This is a genomic window from Sanguibacter sp. TS_SC_8 (genome assembly GCF_055361235.1).
The window spans coordinates 1,828,704-1,845,190 of the sequence record NZ_CM143955.1; the positions used below are offsets into that span (position 1 = coordinate 1,828,704).

The following is a 16,487-nucleotide window of genomic DNA, read 5'->3' on the forward strand; positions in this document are numbered from 1 at the left end:
CCGTGCCAGCTCATCGTGATCAGCCGACAGCCGGCGTGCAGCGTGCACGCCGGCTTCGGTCGTCGGTCGCGACCCTGGTCCTGGGGACCTTCTTGGCCGCGCTGGTGTACTTCGTCTGGCCGACCTCGCTCGGCGGGTGCAGCACCCTGACGATCGTCTCCGGCCATTCGATGGAGCCTACGTACTTCACGGGCGACCTCGTCTGGTCACGATGCGGGGAGCCGACGGTCGGCGACATCGTCGTCTACACGCCCCCGGGCACCGACGGCGCCCGGGTGATCCACCGCATCACCGGCGGGGACGGCTCCGCAGGCTGGGTGATCGAGGGAGACAACAACACCTTCATCGACCCCTGGAACACCACCGACGCGGACGTGATCGGGATCGCCCAGGCCCACGTCTCCCACCTGGGAAGCGCGGTGTACGCGATCGCCAACCCCTACATCTGGGTGTCGCTGCTGCTCATCGCGGCGGCGATCTACCTCTGGCCGCGCGCGGCCCATGACGCGCCGACGGACGAGACCACGACCGCCGGCGCCACGCCGGAGGCGCCAGACGACGAGCCCGACGACGCGGCGGACCCCGCGGCAGACCGTACGTCCGACGACGAGCGTGTGGGGGCGGTCCGGTGAGGCACTTGTCCCCGGCTGGACCGGGTGCGGCGACCCGTCGATCGGCGCTGGTTCTCGCATCGCTTCTCGTCCTCGCCGGGCTGTTCAACCTCGCGCTGTACCCCGCCCAGGCGGCCCAGCTGCCGACCTCCGGCGCCAAGATCACGACGGTCACGGTCGCGGACCGCTGCACCCAGGCCGTCTCGACGACGCACGGCACGATCACCGGTTCGCAGGCGTCCACCGTGACCGTCAGCGGGCTCGGGGCCGGCTGCGGCGGGCGTGTTCTCGCCCTGACCCTGTTCGGCACGGGGGGAGCGGCGATCACGACGAAGACGGTGACACTGGGCGCCGGCGGTTCGGTCACCGTCACGGTGCCCGGCTACTCCCCGGCGACCGTGGCCGGGGCGGCCGTGACGGTCGGGTCCTGGGGTGTGCCCGCCAGCTGGACCTATACGCCGCCCGTGGTGCTGCCGTTGGTGAGCTGCAAGGTCGTCGGTGACCCGTCGAAGACCTGCACGATCACCAACGTGGAAATCCACTACTGGGGATACCCGATCCTGAACACGTACAACATGAACTTCACAGTCGAGACTCAAGAGGCGAACGCCGTCGTCTGGGAGGCCACCGTCAACCTCGCGCACCCGTCGATGCAGGTGGTGACGAGTCGCATGGACAGCAACAACAACGTCGTCCTCGGGGCCGGGTGGGGGTGTCAGTCGATGCCGACGCTCGTCCTGCGCGGGCAGGCCCGAAACGGCTACGACACGGTGAGTTCGACGTCGAAGGACCGCAACATCTGGCTCCAGGGTGCGTCGAAGAACTCCGGAAGCGTCAGTGGGAACCTCTTCAACTGCCCCTGACTGTTCTGTGTGTCATGACGTCGGTGACAGTCGCCCTCCCGGTCCTCGCAACTCAGTGTGACCAGCACCTCATAACCGCGATGCCCTGACCGATGGGAAGGTCAAGGCAGGGATGCCTTGAGCCGGGCACGGCGCCCGGTGCATCAGCACACGAGGTGCGCGATGACAGGTGTATGGAGCGATCGCACTCACAGAGTGTCCGGCGGGCTGATCACGGTCTGTGTCGTCGTCCTGCTCGGACTCGCGGCCGGCAGTGCCGCGGACGAGGGGCACGCCCTGTTCGGTCCCGACGCACCGGACGAACCCACCGCATGCTCGGTCGACGAGCTCCAGGTGACGCCGACTCTCGACTACTCCGCAGACGACCAGGGCTACGTGATCTCGACCGTCACCTTCGGCGCACTGCCGGCTGCATGCGCCGGACAGGACTATCACCTGACCTTCGCCGCACCGTCCGGAGAGTCGATCCTCGAGCTCCACGGAGTCCTGGGCGAGGCGGCGGGTGCGGTGACCATCCCCGAGGTCAGCCGGCCCTCTGCCGAGGCGGTCGCGACGACCACGCTCACCGTTCCTGGCACCACCGCTTCCTGAATCCCTGCTTCCTGAATCCCCGCTTCCTGACTCCTGGAAGGAGTCGAACCCTCCCGCCGCGCCGTGCCATCTCCGGCGCAGCAGTCGTGCCATCCGCCGCGCCACCAGCGACGACACTCCCCGATGGCTGGAATGTCCCGTGTGACCCACACTGAAATGCGGATCAATTCCGACATCCGTGGGGGACAGCAGGTGACAGCAGGCGTGCGCATCCCTGGGGAGGGACGATGCAGAATCGACTTGCCGCGACGCTGGTGGCGCTGACGGTCATCGTGTATTCGGGAACGACGTCCACCTCCGTCGCCACGCCGGGCCTCCTCGACGTCGCGGCGGGTGAGCGTGCGGCGCCCGCGGGCCCGGTGGACTCGGCGGGGGCGGCGTCGGACCAGCGGGCGGTCGAAGACGCCATCGCCGACAGCCTGGCTGTCGCCGCTCGGCTCGCGCACGATCAGTCTGTCCGTGTCGCCGAAGCGGATGCCGCTGCCGAGCTGGCTGCCGCTGCCGAGCTGGCCGCAGCCGCTGAGGCGGCCCGGGTGCTGGCAGAACAGGCAGAACGTGCCAACCAGGCACAGCTGGACCAGGCTGCCGAGGCGGCTCGAGCGGCCGCGGCGCTGGTCGCCGAGACGACCCGCCAGGTCCAGCAGGCGCTGCTCGCCGTCGGCTACTCGGGCGTCGGTGCGGTGGACGGGATCGCCGGCCGGCGGACAGCCGCCGCCGTCAGTGCGTTCCAGGCCGACGCCGGCCATCCGGTGACCGGTGAGGCGTCCGCGACGACCCTCGCCCAGCTCGTCGAGAAGATCGATGCCGGATGGCGCCGTCCTGCTCCTCCGGCGACGGTCACCGCCCCGCGGTCGGTGACTGCTCCCACGAGTCCCGCTCCCACCAATCCCGCGCCCGCGGCGTCGGCCCCGGACTGGACCACGTACATCGCCAACTCCGGGGGACAGGCGACGATCGATCTCTGCGCCGGAGGACTGACCGTCTACTACGGTGACGACGGCAACGCGATCTTCTCGATCCCGTACCTCACCATCCACAACACCTGTGGCGGCGCCCCGATCCTGCGGCTCGCCGTGGGGGACACGGTCGCCCTCACCGGTGGCGGCCTCGACGGGACCTACCAGGTCGTCGACTCGAGGGACGTCGCCCAGGGGAGCACGGCTGCTGCGGTCGCGGGGCTCTCCGGCGACATCCTCCTGCAGACCTGCTACTTCGACAGCACGACGATGCGCGTCGTGGGAGCCGTCAGGGTCCCCTGAGCCACGGTCCTGGCCGGCGGCGCATCCTCCTGGTCCACTCTCCGGCTCGTATACCCAGTGGGGTATGCGACCAACGTCCTGCCCGCACGGTCTGACCCGCCCGTAGCGTGAGGAGCGACAACACCTCACGGATCGGGAAGACCCTCATGAAGATCGTCGTAGTCGGCGGAGTCGCCGCCGGGATGTCCGCAGCAGCACGGATCCGCCGCCTGGACGAGTTCGCCGAGATCGTCGTGCTCGAGCGCGGCCATCACGTCTCGTTCGCCAACTGCGGGTTGCCGTACCACATCGGCGAAGTGATCGTCGATCGCAGCCGTCTCCTCGTGCAGACCCCGAAGAGCCTGCACGAGCAGCTCGACGTCGACGTCCGGATCGGCGTCGAGGCGGTCGCCATCGACCGCGTCGCGCACACCGTCCGCGCCCGCGACGTCGAGACCGGCGCCGAGTACGACGAGCCGTACGACAAGCTCGTCCTGACCCCAGGGGCCGAGCCGGTCCGACCCACGCTGCCCGGCATCGACCTGCCAGCCATCCATGTCCTGCGCCGCATCGGCGACATGGACGCGATCAAGAAGGCCGTCGACGGTTCCGGGGGACCGGACCGCCTCGACGGGGTGCGTCACGCCGTGGTCATCGGCGCGGGCTACATCGGCCTCGAGATGGCCGAGAACCTGCACGAGCGGGGTGTGCGCGTCGAGGTCGTCGAGATGGCCGACCAGATCATGCCGCCGCTCGACCGTGAGATGACGACCACGGTGGAGAACTACCTGCGGGCCCACGACGTCACCCTCCACCTGGGCACCGCCGCAGCGGCCTTCACCCAGCGCCCCGACGGGCGGGTCCGGGTCGAGCTGCGCAACAACACCTCGATCGACACCGACCTCGTCATCCTGGCTGCCGGCGTGCGCCCAGCGGTCTCCCTCGCGGTCGACGCAGGCCTCGATCTGGGTCCGCGCGGCGGCATCAAGGTCGACCGCCACATGCGCACCTCGGACCCGGACATCTTCGCCGCCGGCGACGCCGTCGAGGTCGCCCACACGGTCCTGGAGGGCACCTGGCTCATCCCGCTGGCCGGCCCCGCCAACCGCCAGGGCCGTGTCGCCGCCGAGAACATCTGCGGACGTGACACCGTCTACGAGTCCACCCAGGGCACCTCGGTCGTCAAAGTCTTCGACATGGTCGCGGGCGGCACCGGCGCCTCGGAGAAGCAGCTCATCGCAGAAGGCGTCGACTACCGCGCCGTCCAGACACACCCGCACGGCCATGCCGGGTACTACCCGGGCACCGCGATGATGCACGTCAAGCTGCTGTTCACCCCGGACACGGGCCGCATCCTCGGCGCCCAGGTCGCGGGCTTCGACGGCGTGGACAAGCGCCTGGACGTCCTGGCCACCGCCCTGCGCGGGGGGATGACGGTCTACGACCTGGAGAGCCTCGAGCTGTCCTACGCCCCTCCGTTCGGCTCCGCCAAGGACCCGGTCAACATGGTCGGCTTCGTCGCGGCGAACACGTTGCGCGGCGACCTGTTGCTCTGGCACGCGTCCGACTACCCCGACGCGACCGACGGCGCGCGGATCATCGACGTGCGCGGGCCCGACGAGTTCGCCCTGTGGCACCTGCCCGGCGCGGAGAACGTCCCCCTCGAGCACCTGCGTGAGGCGCAGGCCGACTGGGACCGCACGATCGGGCTGCGGTTGTACTGCGCCGTCGGGTTCCGCAGCTACCTGGCCTACCGGGCGCTCGTGCAGCGCGGCTTCACCGACGTGCGCACCCTCTCCGGCGGCATGACGACGTTCCGGGCGTTCCACGACGTCGCACCCAGCGAGGTCGACGCACAAGACCCCGTCGTCTCCTACGCCCCACCGCCCGTGCCGGCGAGCGCTCCAGCCGCCTCGACGGGCGTCCTCGTCGACCTGGACTGCACCGGGCTGGCCTGCCCCGGCCCGATCATGAAGCTCAAGGAGTCCATGGCCGCACTGGCCCCCGGCGACGAGATCCTCGCGCACGTCTCGGACCCCGGCTTCCGCCTCGACGCACCCGCCTGGGCCGCGAAGAACGGCCACTCCATCCTTGACCTCACCCCCGAGGGGCCCGGCTATGCCGCCCGCATCCGCAAGGGCGCGGCGCCCACCGCCGGGACGGCGATCGGATCGCCGGTGAAGGACAAGAAGTCGTTCGTGGTGTTCTCCGGCGAGCTCGACAAGGTGCTGGCTGCGTTCATCCTCGCCAACGGCGCGTCCGCGATGGGCGACGACGTCTCGATGTTCTTCACGTTCTGGGGGTTGAACTCCCTGCGCCAGCAGAACCCGCCAGCACGGCGCCGCTCGCCGCTCGACCGCATGTTCGGTGCGATGATGCCCGCCGGCGCCAACCGGCTCAAGCTGTCCAACCTCAACATGCTGGGCGGTGGCACGCTCCTCATGAAGAAGGTCATGCGGGACCACCAGGTCGCGACCCTGCCCGAGCTCATCGCCTCGGCCCAGGCCTCCGGGGTCCGCCTGGTCGGCTGCACCATGACGATGGATCTGCTCGGCATCGCACCGACCGACCTCATCGACGGGGTCGAGCTCGGCGGCGTCGCGACGTTCCTCGGCGAGGCCAACGAGTCCAACGGCGCCTTCTTCATCTGATCGGCCGCCTCGACCCGCGGTCGCGTCATTGGAGCTGGCAGGTCGCCTGAGCCACGGCCGCCTACTCCTCGTCGAGCCGGGCCAGCCAGTCGGTGAGGATCGGCTCGAGGCGCGCGCGATCCGCGGGTTCGAGGGCCTCCACCAGTCGGTGCTCGTTGGCCATGTGCTCGGTGAAGGCCGCATCGATGAGATCCAGACCGGCCGGCGTGAGCGCCACGACCTTGCCGCGTCCGTCTTCCGCGCTCGCCCGCCGGGTGACGAGACCGGCCTCGTCGAGGCGGTCCACCCGCTTGGTCATGGCGCCCGTGGTCACCATCGTGAACCGCGCGAGCTCGCCGGGGGCCCGTTCGAAGGGCGATCCGGCGCGGCGCAGGGCGGCGAGCACGTCGAAGTCACCCTCGGTCAGCCCGTACCGGGAGTAGACGGCGACGAGCTCGTCGGTCAGGCGGTCGGCCAGCCGGTGGAGCCGACCGATGATGCCCTGGGGAGAGACGTCCACGTCCGGGCGCTCGCGGGCCCACTCGGCCTGGATGCGGGCCACATGGTCACGGTGATCGCTCATGAATCCACTCTATCTTCCACGGAAGATATAGGATGGCTTCCATGGAAGGTAAATGGAGGTGGCTCGCCGTGACGGCGATCGCTCCGATCACATGGGGCGCGACGTACTACGTGACCCGGCATGCCCTGCCCGCGGGCTACCCGCTCTACGGCGCGGTGCTGCGAGCCCTGCCGGCAGGACTGCTGCTGCTCGCGCTGCGTCGTCAGCTGCCGCGCGGGGAGTGGTGGTGGCGCTCGCTCGTGCTGGGCACGCTGAACATGGGTGTCTTCTTCGCCCTCGTCTACGTCGCCGGCCAGCTGCTCCCCACGAGCGTCGCGGCGACGATCATGGCCACGTCGTCGGTCGTGATGATGCTCTTCGGTTGGCTGCTGCTCAACGAGCGGCCGCGGGTCCTGGCGCTGCTGGGGGCAGGGGCCGGGGTGGTCGGCGTCGTGCTCATGCTCTCCGGTGGAGGCGGTGCGGTGAACGTGCGCGGCGTGCTCGCCTCGGTCGCCGCCATGATCATCTCCTCCGTCGGCTTCGTCCTGACCCGTAGGTGGGGGAGCGGCACCGACGTGCTGTCCACCACGTCGTGGCAGCTGCTGGCGGGAGGCCTGACGGTGCTGCCCTTCGCGGTCCTCGTCGAGGGGTCGCCGCCGCCGGTGACGCCCTCGGCGCTGGCCGGCTTCGCCTACGTGAGTGTGGTCGCGACCGCCTTCGCCTACGTCGCCTGGTTCACCGGGCTCAAGCATCTCCCCGCCGGGTCGGTGGGACTCGTCGGTCTGCTCAACCCGGTGACCGGCGTGCTGCTGGGGACCGTCGTCGCGCACGAGGCCCTGGGGCGGGGGCAGGTGGCCGGGCTCGCGCTCGTCCTCGCGGGGATCGTCGTCGGGCAGGTGCGCGTCCGGGTGGCGCCGGTCGCCGCGACCGTCCCCGAGCTCGTTCGTCGTCGGTGAGCCCTGGCCGGCGCTGGCTGCTCGATCGCGACGATCCGCGGGTATCTGAGCGCATTGTCGGGTAACGTGCGCCGTGTCATCATGACGCGCATCCGCCGAACGGCGCGGGTGCAGGGCGAGCGGCGGGCACTCAGAGCCGAGAGGACGTCGGGAGGACAGGTGCCATGGTCGAGGTCATAGGAGAGCTGCTCCCGCTGGGGCTGGCGGTGGCGATCAGCCCGGTGCCCGTCATCGCGACGGTCCTGGTGCTGCTCTCGGAGCGGGCGCGGGTCAAGGGGCTGCTGTTCCTCATCGGATGGATGCTCGGCACCGCGGCCGTCGTCACTGTCGTCGCGCTCGCCGCGACGGCCCTCGCGCCCCCCGAGCCGAACGGGTCCAACCCGCGTGCCGGGACCATCCGGATCCTCCTCGGGCTGGCGCTGCTCGTGCTGGCCGCTCGCAAGTGGGCCGGGCGCTCGAGGGGCTCGAGCGCCGAGCTGCCCGGGTGGATGTCGTCCATGACGACGATGAGCCCGCTGCGCGGGCTCGGCACCGGTGTGCTCCTGACCGCCGTCAACCCCAAGAACGTCCTGATCGGCGCCGCGGCCGGGGTGACGATCGGCACAGCCGACCTGACGGCGACGGCGACAGCCTGGTCGGTCGTGCTCTTCACCCTCGTCGCGTCCTCGTCGGTGGGTGTCGCGGTGATCGGCTACGCGATCGCGGCCGACGCGATGACCCCGGCGCTGGAAGGGCTGCGGGTCTGGCTGACGCAGAACAGCTCGACGATCATGTCGATCCTGCTGCTCGTCTTCGGGGTGGTCCTGATCGGCAACGGGATCAGCAGCTTCTCGCCCTGACGGGTCCCTGCGCTGCTCGCCCTGACGGTCGACCTGGAGGTCGCCGGCCTACCGCCCCTGCGCTCCCGAGGTGTCGACCGGCTGGCCATAGGCGATCTGCGCCTCGAGCCCGAGGAACCGCCCGTAGCCGGCTGCGGCCGAGGCCAGGGCTGACGCCGCTCGCGGAGCGAACGGGGCATCGAAGGGCGAGCAGGTCACCCGCACGCCGCGGGCGGACACCCGCCGCGACCACAGCCCCACCACCTGGCCCCCGACCACGACCGTCGGCTTGAACACCCCGTTGCCGCCCGGGACGATGAGCGGCGCGTGACGGGCCGGCAGCGCGGCGGCGCGGTCGGAGTAGCCGAGCAGGAACTCGTCGAACCCGGGGAGCATGAGCACCCTCCGCGGGGTCTCCGCGTCCGCCCGGTCCAGCTCAGCCGTGACCGCCCAGGACGTCGTCCCGGCGCAGCTGAGCTCGGTGAGGTCGCCGCGCAGGTCCGCCAGCGCCCGACGCGCGGCGGTCACCGGCAGCTTCGACCACCAGGTGAGGTCGGTCAGGGTCGCCGGCCCGCGACCGGTGAGGTAGCGCGCGAAGAGCTCACGCACGGCGTCGTCGCCGTCGAGCGCACGAGGCCTCCGGATCCACTCCTCGGTGAGCACGACGACCTGCTCGGTGCCGTGGAAGGGGCCGAGGACGAGGAGGCCCTCGACGGCCAGGTGCCACAGCAGGTGCACCCCGCGCTGACCCTGGGTGGACACACCCGCCCGGTCGAAGGCCGCGAAGAGCTCGGTGCGCGGCATCGGGTGCCCGGCGAGCTCGCGCACCGCGACCGTGCGCGCGACGTCGAAGGAGGTCGCGTCGAGACCCAGCTGGCGCTCGCGGCCCGCCGCCGCAGCGAGGGACCGCGGTCCGGTCAGCGCCAGCACCCAGCCGAGGTCCTGCGCCGCCAGGACGTGCAAGGTCCCCCGCAGCGGCCAGCTCCGGACGAGCTCGCCGGAGTCGAAGGCGTCACGGACCCGGGTGATGTCGGTCCCCGGGGCACGCTGACCGATCGACCACAGCGCGCCGGGCAGATCCTGGCCCTGCAACGCGAACATCCGGGCGACGGCCGCGCCCGGTGTCCCGACCCCTGGAGCTCCGGGCCCCGAGCCGGTCGGTGGCCGGGTGAGTCCGTGGCTGCGCAGCCGCAGCCGCAGCAGCTCGGTCCGGGTGATCGCCAGCGCCATCTGGCCAGTATGGCTGCTGCCACGGATGTCGGGCGGTCAGCCGCAGCCGCCCTGACGGTGCCCCGGCGGACCGGGACACATGCGAGCAGAATGGAGAGGACGAGGTCCTTCGAGCACGTCCGGGCCGCCGGTGGCGACGGCTCGCGGAGGGGCCGCACCAACCGGTGGGGTGAGCGCGATGGCAGTAGTCGTCGGTGTGGACGGGTCGACCGAGAGCGCACGCGCGCTGGCCTGGGCGGCGAGCGAGGCGGCGCTGCGCGGGATCACCCTCGACATCCGCTACGTCATGCACCTGCCGGTGACGAGCGAACCGTTCACGGACACGGTCACGCACGCCGAGCCGGTGACCGAGCTGCGGGGATACGCCGACGCCGTGCTCGCCGCGGCCCGGGGGACGGCGCTCGCCCGGGAGCCCGGGCTGAGCCTGACGACGACCCTCGACTACGGACAGCCTGCCGCGGCGCTGATCGCGGCCGGGGCGGAGGCCGACCTCGTGGTGCTCGGTGCGCGAGGGCTGGGCGCCCTCGGGTCGATGTTCTTCGGATCGACGAGCACCCGGGTCGCCGCGCGGTGCGCGGCGCCGGTCGTCGTCGTGCCGCGCCGGCACCCCGGGACCCACAGCAGACGAGGCCACCTGGTGGTAGGGGTGGACGGTTCGGCGCACAGCGACGTGGCGGTCCGCTTCACCCTCGACGAGGCCCGACGCCGCCGGGCACCCGTCCTCGCCGTCGCCGCCTACGAGATCCCGCTGATCGATCGGTGGCGGGAGAACTCGATCTTCTTCAGCGACATCGAGAAGGATTCGAGGGGCTTCGCCGAGGACCAGCTCGTCGAGACCCTCGCGCGGCTGCGCAGCCCGCAGGACCGAGATGTCGAGGTCGAGCAGCGCGTGGTGGCCGGCCGCCCCGCGCGGGTGCTCGTCGAGGCAGGGAGTGACGCATCGATGACGATCGTGGGCTCGCGGGGGCGCGGAGAGGTCCGCGGCACGCTGCTCGGGTCGGTGAGCCAGGCGGTGCTGCACCGCGCGAAGCACCCGGTCGTCGTCGTGCACTCCCCGCGGGCGACCAGCCTGATCGACCGGGAGGACTGACCGCCGCGTGCGGTGCCCGCCACCGGTTCAGCGAGCTGTGCGCGGTTCAGCGAGCGGTGCGGGCCGCGCGCCACTCCCGGGCCAGCTGGGCGTACTGGTAGGTGTCGTGCCAGACCCGCTGCCCGTCCTCGTCGACGGAGAAGCTCGCCGCTGAGAGCAGGTGGGCCTCACGGCGCAGGCCCAGACGCTCGAGCAGTGCCCAGGACCGGCGGTTGGCCGGGTTGCACCGGGCGATCACGCGGTGCGCCTCCCGGTCACCGAAGAGCAGGTCGATCAGGGCCTGGCACGCCTCGGTGGCGTATCCGTGCCCCCACTCCTGGGGGTCGAAGACGTATCCGATCTCCCAGGTCGCCCAGTCCGGGTGAGCGTGCGGGGCGACATAGAGGTTGCCGACCATCCGGTCGTCCTCGCGCAGGCGCACCGCCAGGAATGACGGGTCGTCGGCGCGGACGGCCGCCAAGGACATCGCCTCCTCGAGCGAACAGACGTCGTAGGGCTCGAACTCGACCGCAGCCGGCTGGGAGAGATAGACGAAGAGCGCGGGGCCGTCTGCAGCGGCGAAAGGCCTCAGCGTGAGCCGGTCGGTGTGCACCGTGGTGGTCATGGCCCTGAGTGTCAGGAGTCGTGTGCCGTCCGGTCAACCCAATATCTCGCGACCTGTCACGGCACCATCCACGCGCGCGCGGCGTCACCCACGCGGCGTCACCCAGGCGGGGTCATCCACGAGGTCGTCGTTGCAGGCCGGGCAGGGGATGATGGTGGCCATCCACATCCGCACGAGAGAACAAGGCACACCGTGAGCGAGAGAAGTGAAGAAGAGCTGGTCGTCTGGCTCAAGGAGCAGATCGACGCGTTCGACGCCGGGACCATCGACGCGGACCTGGTCGCCCACCTGGACGAGGAGATCCCGGGCTGGAACGACCTCGGTGCCCGGGCCCGCGTGATGCCCGTCCCCGAGCAGGAAGCCGAGCGTGGCGCCTGGATCGCGCTGCACATCGACGCCTACGACGCCGGTGAGCTCACGGCCGAGCAGTCCACCCGCATCGACGAGCTCGTCCCGGACTGGAACGGCGCGGCCTCCCGCGCGGCCCTCGGCAAGGGACCGGCGCCCACCACCTCGCCCGCCCCCGCGCCCGACGCCGACCCGGAGTCCCAGCCCGACGTCGCCGGGTAGCGCTCGCGGCCGGCGACGCCGGCACGCCGGTCTGGCGGCGCTCCCCGCTCAGGCGGGGAGCACCGCCAGCGCGGCGTCGGCGCGGAAGACCAGGCGGTGGTTGCCGACCTTGTCGCTGAAGAACCTGTCGTGGCTGACCACGACGACGGCCCCGGGGAAGTGCGCCAGCGCACGCTCCATGACCTGGGTGCTGGACAGGTCGAGGTGGTTCGTCGGCTCGTCGAGGACGAGCACGGACGCCCCCGAGAGCAGGCACTGCGCCATGGCGACGCGGGCCCGCTGGCCACCGGAGAGGTTCCCGATCTTCTGCTTGAGGTCGGCCTCGGAGAACTGGAACATCGCCAGGAACCGGTTGACCGACTTGCGGGTCGCGGTCAGCGCCAGGGAGTCGGGCAGCGCGTTGACGGCGTGGCTGACGGTGTCGGCGGGGTCGAGCGCGTCGACCATCTGGTTGTAGGAGACCACCGTGGTGCCCTTGGTCCAGGCGACCTCGCCGGTGTCGGGCGTCTCCTCGCCGGTCAGCACGCGGAGCAGGGTGCTCTTGCCGCTGCCGTTGGACCCGGACACCACGATCCGGTGACCGCGCCGGATCTCGAAGCTCAGGTCGGAGAAGAGCTGCTTGTCGCCGTAGGACTTGGCGAGGCCCTCCACCCGGCACAGGATGTCCTTGACGTGCAGGCCGCCGTAGATCTCGGTGATGATCTGGTCCACCGGGCGCGGGGCGCGGGACTTCTTGACCTTGGCGAGGGCGTTGCCCAGGGAGCGGCTGGCCGCCTTGGCCGCCTCCCGGCGGTCGGAGATGCCCTCGGCCTCGAAGGCCAGCAGCTCGGACTCGTGGACGAACTGCTGCTCGAGGGTCTTGAGCCGGAACTGCTTGGCGACCACGTACTCCCCGAAGTTCCCGGGGTACTCGTGCAGGCGGAAGTTCTCCACCTCGACGATGCGGGTGACGACGGAGTCCAGGAACGCCCGGTCGTGGGAGACGATGATCGCGGCGCCGCGGAAGTCCCGGAACCAGGCCTCCAGCCACTCCACCCCGGCCACGTCGAGGTAGTTGGTCGGCTCGTCCAGCAGCAGCACGTCGGGGCCCTCGAGGAGGATCTTGGCGAGTGCCGCCCGGTTGCGCCAGCCGCCGGAGAGCTCGTCGATCGCGCAGGTGCGGTGCGCGTCGTCGAACCCGAGGGTCGACAGGGTGGTCTCGATGCGACGCGGGTAGTCCCAGCCGTCCAGGCGTTCCATCTCCTCGAAGAGCTCGCCCTGGCGGGTGATCAGCCGGTCGAGGTCGCTCGCGTCGCAGGCCTCGTCGGCGAGGGAGACCTCGATCGAGGCGAGCTCGGCCTCGACGGCCTGGATGTCGGCGAAGAGATCGGTGAGCACCTCGGTGATCGTGGCGGTGCCGTCGAGCTCGGAGAACTGGGAGAAGTAGCCGATCTTGATGCCCAGCTCGAGGGCGACGGTCCCGGTGTCCGCCTCCACCTGGCCGAGGGCGAGCTTGAGCAGGGTCGACTTGCCCGAGCCGTTGCGCCCGATCAGGCCCACCCGGTCGCCGGCGTCGAGGCGGAAGAACGCCTCGCGCAGGACGCGGGCGTCGTCGAAGCGGACACTGACGTCGTTCAGCCGGATCAGGCTCATGTGCTGCTCTCATCGAGGGGAGCCGTCACGAAGGGGTGCGCCCGGCGGAGCCGAGTCTACAAACGGATCACCGGGAGTACGGTGTCGGGTACCTGTTCTTCCCCCTGAAGGAGACGATGGTCACGATGGTCACGCACCTGAGAAGCCCTGCGGCATCTGGATCTGAGCCGTCCGTGCCCGACGACGGGCCGGCGCAGGCCGCCCCTGGGGCGACCCCGGACGCCCGGGAGCAGTTCCGGACCCTGCCCGAGCCGGTGCGGGTCGAGGATACGATCGCCTCCCACCCGGCAGGTCCCGCACCGGACCCGACCCCGGGCGGGGACCCGGACACCGACTGGCTGCTGCGCAACGCCGGGTGACCGGCGCCCCGGCCGCTGCGGGCACCGCCGGGTGACGCGCCTGGACCTGCGGCCAGCGCGCGCGAACCGAGCGTCCGTGCGGGCTCAGCCCTTGCGCCCCACGACCTTCCACGCGGTGGGGAGCACCGCTCCCAGGGCGAGCGCCTTGACGGCGTCGCCGATGAGGAACGGGGTGACACCGAGCCCGAGGGCGGTCCGGAGGTCGACGTCGAGGTAGGCCATGAGCCAGACGACCCCCGGCACGTAGATCGTCACCGAGGCCGCCGCGACGAGCGCGACCGTCCCCCACGGGGTCCGGTCGCCGCCGCGGCGCGCCAGGTGGCCGGCGACCGCCGCGGCCGGGAGGTAGGCGAGCACGTAGCCGAAGGAGGCGAAGGCCCAGCCGCTCGCACCGTCCGCGTAGAGCGGGGCCCCCAGGACTCCGGCCACGATGTACAGCGCCATCGACAGCGCGCCGCGGCGCGAGCCGAGCGCGGCCCCGGTGAGCAGGACGGCGAAGGACGAGAGCGTGATCGGCACGGGGGTGAACGGCAGCGTCACCGAGAGCTGGGCGAAGGCGGCCACGAACAGGGTTCCGGCGCCGACCAGCAGCGCGTCGGTGACCGCCCGGGAGGCGGTGACCGTGGGGAGGAGGTCGGCCAGGACCGGCCTGGCGGCGGCGGGGGAGAGAGCTGCGGATGACATGGGGCTCCTGGGGCGGGACGGGAGGATGGCGGGACGGGGAGAAGGGCGGGACGCAGGCACATCGCCCCCGCACTTGAACGCTGTTCAATCACTTGAACAGCGTTCAAGGTATCCGCGTGATGGGATAGCGTCAACTTCCTGCCTGACCAGCCAACCAGCCAACCAGCCACACAGGCAGCCAGCCTTCCGACGGACAAGGACCTCTTCGCCATGGCGCTCAGTCGCACCGACGTGCTGCACGGGGCTGTGGCGATCCTCGACGAGTACGGCCTCGGAGACCTCACGATGCGCCGCCTGGCGACGTCGCTCGGGATCCAGCCCGGTGCGCTGTACTGGCACTTCGCCAGCAAGCAGGCCTTGCTGGGCGCGGTCGCCGACGAGATCCTGCGCGGCGTCGACGGCCCCGTGCCGGTCGGGGACTGGGACACCCGGATCACCGAGCTGGCCCACCGCCTGCGGGCCGCGCTGCTCGCCCATCGGGACGGGGCCGAGGTGGTCGCGGCCGCCTACGCGCTGCGGACCGGTCGGGGGAACACCGTCCCGCTCATGACCGGGGTGCTGGTCGACGCCGGTCTCACCCCCGAGGAGGCCGAGCTCGCCGCGCTCACCGTGCTGCACTACGTGTTCGGGCACACCGCGGACGAGCAGTCGCACGCCCAGTCCGTCGCCCTCGGCGTGACCGCCGAGGCCACCTCCACTGCCACCGCGTCAGCCACCTCGCCCGCCACCCAGGAGCTCGCCAGTGAGACGGCGCGGTTCGGGTTCGGCCTGAGCGTCTTCGTGGACGGGCTACGCACCCGCCTGGTGTGACGGGCTACGCACACCGCCTGGTGTGAGGTGTGCGTGTGAGGTGTGCGCAGCCGACCACCACGCCGCGTCGTCGCCCTGGTCGGCCCGTCTCAGCCGGTCGCCAGCTGGTCGACGACGCGGACGCCGGGCAGTGCGGCCAGGAGCCGGCCGGGCAGCGCGAGCTTCGAGCGCCGCACCCCCGAGCCGATGACGATCCACCCGGCGCACGCACCGGCGTCGAGCAGCACGGGCCAGCTCTCGGGGAGGCCGATCGGTGTGATGCCGCCGAACTCCATGGCGGAGGAGGTGACGGCCCGCTCCACCGGGGCGAAGGACGCCTTGCGGACGTCGAGCAGCGCCCGGATGGCGCCGTTGACGTCGGCGCGGGTGGAGGCGCGGACGGTGGCCGCCGCCCGGCGCTCCACGCCCTCCCGCTTGCCCGTCACGAGCACGCAGTTCACCGACTGGGCCATCGGGATCTGGTAGGCCTCGCTCATCGCCGCCGTGTCGGACAGGTCCGGGTCGACCTCGGCCACGAAGACTCCGGTGGTGACCTCGGGGACGGCGCGGGCCCACGCCGCGAGCGCGGCGAACGTGACGTCGGCGAGCAGGTCGGGGCGGGCCAGGGCGGGCGCCCAGGTCAGGGTCCCGATCGAGGGGGTCGCCCCGGGATCGAGGGGTGCCTCGGAGGTGGTGGTCTCGGCGACGGGATGGTCCATGGTGTCAGCTCAGCTGGAACGTGGTGGTCAGGGTGGCCCGGGCGATGGTGTGGAACACGGCCGTGAAGGCGACGCTCGTCGCGGTGTCGTCGGGGTCAGCGTCGAGGGTGTCGACGTCGAGGGCGTGCACGGCGAAGACGTAGCGGTGCGCGCGGTCGCCCCGCGGCGGGGCCGCGCCGGAGTAGTCGTACTCGCCGCCGTCGCCGCGGACGTGGAAGGCCGCACCGGGCATCATGAGGTCGCTCACGCCGTCGCCGCGTTCGAGCTCGGTGACCTCGAGGGGCAGGTCGACGATCGTCCAGTGCCACCAGCCGGCCGGGGTGGGGGCGTCGGGGTCGAACATGTTGACGAGGAAGGACTGGGTCTGGGCGGGGAAGCCCGACCAGCTCAGGTGCGGGGAGGTGTTCTCGCCGTCGGCGCTGAACGCCGGGTCAAGAACTGCACCGTCGGTCATGTCGTCGCTGGTCAGAGTGAAGGACGGGACCTGAGGAAGGAGGGAGTAGGGGGCAGGCGGTACGGGCCGGGTGAAATCCATGGGCTC

The 16,487-nt window shown here is 71.3% G+C and carries 18 protein-coding genes; 11 read left to right on the top strand and 7 right to left on the bottom strand.

The genetic code is table 11. The annotated features are described in order from the left end of the window. Window positions 1–35 precede the first annotated feature (35 nt). The 5 genes from ACWA15_RS08320 (at window position 36) to ACWA15_RS08340 (ending at window position 5,954) form a co-directional block, all read left to right on the top strand. Window positions 36–632 (top strand): signal peptidase I, encoded by a 597-nt coding sequence (locus tag ACWA15_RS08320; RefSeq protein WP_464059130.1) that lies wholly within the window; start codon window positions 36–38, stop codon window positions 630–632. Then, a complete protein-coding gene (locus ACWA15_RS08325; RefSeq protein WP_464059131.1) occupies window positions 629–1,474 on the top strand; it encodes a hypothetical protein in 846 nt (281 codons plus the stop codon). Before ACWA15_RS08320 ends, ACWA15_RS08325 begins: the two co-directional genes overlap by 4 nt. Window positions 1,475–1,669: 195 nt before the next feature. After that, entirely contained in the window at window positions 1,670–2,065 is a 396-nt protein-coding gene (locus ACWA15_RS08330; protein ID WP_464059132.1) for a hypothetical protein, read from the top strand. Window positions 2,066–2,292: 227 nt separating this feature from the next. Then, window positions 2,293–3,324 carry a peptidoglycan-binding domain-containing protein gene (locus ACWA15_RS08335; RefSeq protein ID WP_464059133.1) on the top strand — a complete coding sequence of 344 codons (1,032 nt, stop codon included), beginning with the start codon at window positions 2,293–2,295 and terminating at the stop codon, window positions 3,322–3,324. Window positions 3,325–3,470: 146 nt separating this feature from the next. Beyond that, entirely contained in the window at window positions 3,471–5,954 is a 2,484-nt protein-coding gene (locus ACWA15_RS08340; RefSeq protein WP_464059134.1) for an FAD-dependent oxidoreductase, read from the top strand. A gap of 61 nt (window positions 5,955–6,015) precedes the next feature. On the opposite strand, the gene ACWA15_RS08345 is transcribed toward ACWA15_RS08340, so the two are convergent. Then, entirely contained in the window at window positions 6,016–6,516 is a 501-nt protein-coding gene (locus ACWA15_RS08345; protein WP_464059135.1) for a MarR family winged helix-turn-helix transcriptional regulator, read from the bottom strand. Between the two features lie 32 nt (window positions 6,517–6,548). Between ACWA15_RS08345 and ACWA15_RS08350 the strand changes: the two genes are divergently transcribed. Both ACWA15_RS08350 and ACWA15_RS08355 read left to right on the top strand, forming a co-directional pair. Further along, window positions 6,549–7,451, top strand: coding sequence for an EamA family transporter (locus tag ACWA15_RS08350; protein ID WP_464059136.1), 903 nt, complete (start codon window positions 6,549–6,551; stop codon window positions 7,449–7,451). 164 nt (window positions 7,452–7,615) lie between these two features. Then, window positions 7,616–8,290 (top strand): GAP family protein, encoded by a 675-nt coding sequence (locus tag ACWA15_RS08355; protein ID WP_464059137.1) that lies wholly within the window; start codon window positions 7,616–7,618, stop codon window positions 8,288–8,290. 48 nt (window positions 8,291–8,338) lie between these two features. Here ACWA15_RS08355 and ACWA15_RS08360 read toward each other — a convergent pair whose 3' ends face one another. Further along, entirely contained in the window at window positions 8,339–9,499 is a 1,161-nt protein-coding gene (locus tag ACWA15_RS08360; protein WP_464059138.1) for a winged helix DNA-binding domain-containing protein, read from the bottom strand. A 178-nt stretch (window positions 9,500–9,677) separates the two neighbouring features. On the opposite strand from ACWA15_RS08360, the gene ACWA15_RS08365 reads away from it, so the two are divergent. After that, on the top strand, window positions 9,678–10,589 hold the full coding sequence (locus tag ACWA15_RS08365; protein WP_464059139.1) for a universal stress protein: 912 nt from the start codon (window positions 9,678–9,680) through the stop codon (window positions 10,587–10,589). A 46-nt stretch (window positions 10,590–10,635) separates the two neighbouring features. On the opposite strand, the gene ACWA15_RS08370 is transcribed toward ACWA15_RS08365, so the two are convergent. Next, entirely contained in the window at window positions 10,636–11,193 is a 558-nt protein-coding gene (locus ACWA15_RS08370; protein ID WP_464059141.1) for a GNAT family N-acetyltransferase, read from the bottom strand. Between the two features lie 192 nt (window positions 11,194–11,385). On the opposite strand from ACWA15_RS08370, the gene ACWA15_RS08375 reads away from it, so the two are divergent. After that, on the top strand, window positions 11,386–11,763 hold the full coding sequence (locus tag ACWA15_RS08375; RefSeq protein ID WP_464059142.1) for a hypothetical protein: 378 nt from the start codon (window positions 11,386–11,388) through the stop codon (window positions 11,761–11,763). Between the two features lie 48 nt (window positions 11,764–11,811). Here ACWA15_RS08375 and ACWA15_RS08380 read toward each other — a convergent pair whose 3' ends face one another. Further along, on the bottom strand, window positions 11,812–13,395 hold the full coding sequence (locus tag ACWA15_RS08380; protein ID WP_464059143.1) for an ABC-F family ATP-binding cassette domain-containing protein: 1,584 nt from the start codon (window positions 13,393–13,395) through the stop codon (window positions 11,812–11,814). A 173-nt stretch (window positions 13,396–13,568) separates the two neighbouring features. Between ACWA15_RS08380 and ACWA15_RS08385 the strand changes: the two genes are divergently transcribed. Next, a complete protein-coding gene (locus ACWA15_RS08385; protein WP_464059144.1) occupies window positions 13,569–13,754 on the top strand; it encodes a heme biosynthesis protein HemY in 186 nt (61 codons plus the stop codon). 84 nt (window positions 13,755–13,838) lie between these two features. Here ACWA15_RS08385 and ACWA15_RS08390 read toward each other — a convergent pair whose 3' ends face one another. Then, window positions 13,839–14,438, bottom strand: coding sequence for a biotin transporter BioY (locus ACWA15_RS08390; RefSeq protein ID WP_464059145.1), 600 nt, complete (start codon window positions 14,436–14,438; stop codon window positions 13,839–13,841). Between the two features lie 210 nt (window positions 14,439–14,648). On the opposite strand from ACWA15_RS08390, the gene ACWA15_RS08395 reads away from it, so the two are divergent. Then, on the top strand, window positions 14,649–15,248 hold the full coding sequence (locus ACWA15_RS08395) for a TetR/AcrR family transcriptional regulator C-terminal domain-containing protein (RefSeq protein WP_464059147.1): 600 nt from the start codon (window positions 14,649–14,651) through the stop codon (window positions 15,246–15,248). Window positions 15,249–15,337: 89 nt separating this feature from the next. Here the strand turns inward: ACWA15_RS08395 and ACWA15_RS08400 are convergent, their stop codons facing one another. Beyond that, window positions 15,338–15,946, bottom strand: coding sequence for a YbaK/EbsC family protein (locus tag ACWA15_RS08400; protein ID WP_464059148.1), 609 nt, complete (start codon window positions 15,944–15,946; stop codon window positions 15,338–15,340). Between the two features lie 4 nt (window positions 15,947–15,950). Beyond that, window positions 15,951–16,481: a YbhB/YbcL family Raf kinase inhibitor-like protein gene (locus tag ACWA15_RS08405; RefSeq protein WP_464059150.1), complete on the bottom strand. Its 531-nt coding sequence runs from the start codon at window positions 16,479–16,481 to the stop codon at window positions 15,951–15,953. Between the last annotated feature and the right edge of the window lie 6 nt (window positions 16,482–16,487).

Coding starts and splice junctions, on each gene's coding strand:
- ACWA15_RS08350 (WP_464059136.1), top strand. CDS start 6,549: ATGGCTTCCATGGAAGGTAAATGGAGGTGGCTCGCCGTGACGGCGATC.
- ACWA15_RS08390 (WP_464059145.1), bottom strand. CDS start 14,438: ATGTCATCCGCAGCTCTCTCCCCCGCCGCCGCCAGGCCGGTCCTGGCC.
- ACWA15_RS08380 (WP_464059143.1), bottom strand. CDS start 13,395: ATGAGCCTGATCCGGCTGAACGACGTCAGTGTCCGCTTCGACGACGCC.
- ACWA15_RS08355 (WP_464059137.1), top strand. CDS start 7,616: ATGGTCGAGGTCATAGGAGAGCTGCTCCCGCTGGGGCTGGCGGTGGCG.
- ACWA15_RS08340 (WP_464059134.1), top strand. CDS start 3,471: ATGAAGATCGTCGTAGTCGGCGGAGTCGCCGCCGGGATGTCCGCAGCA.
- ACWA15_RS08335 (WP_464059133.1), top strand. CDS start 2,293: ATGCAGAATCGACTTGCCGCGACGCTGGTGGCGCTGACGGTCATCGTG.
- ACWA15_RS08395 (WP_464059147.1), top strand. CDS start 14,649: ATGGCGCTCAGTCGCACCGACGTGCTGCACGGGGCTGTGGCGATCCTC.
- ACWA15_RS08365 (WP_464059139.1), top strand. CDS start 9,678: ATGGCAGTAGTCGTCGGTGTGGACGGGTCGACCGAGAGCGCACGCGCG.
- ACWA15_RS08370 (WP_464059141.1), bottom strand. CDS start 11,193: ATGACCACCACGGTGCACACCGACCGGCTCACGCTGAGGCCTTTCGCC.
- ACWA15_RS08400 (WP_464059148.1), bottom strand. CDS start 15,946: ATGGACCATCCCGTCGCCGAGACCACCACCTCCGAGGCACCCCTCGAT.
- ACWA15_RS08405 (WP_464059150.1), bottom strand. CDS start 16,481: ATGGATTTCACCCGGCCCGTACCGCCTGCCCCCTACTCCCTCCTTCCT.
- ACWA15_RS08360 (WP_464059138.1), bottom strand. CDS start 9,499: ATGGCGCTGGCGATCACCCGGACCGAGCTGCTGCGGCTGCGGCTGCGC.
- ACWA15_RS08345 (WP_464059135.1), bottom strand. CDS start 6,516: ATGAGCGATCACCGTGACCATGTGGCCCGCATCCAGGCCGAGTGGGCC.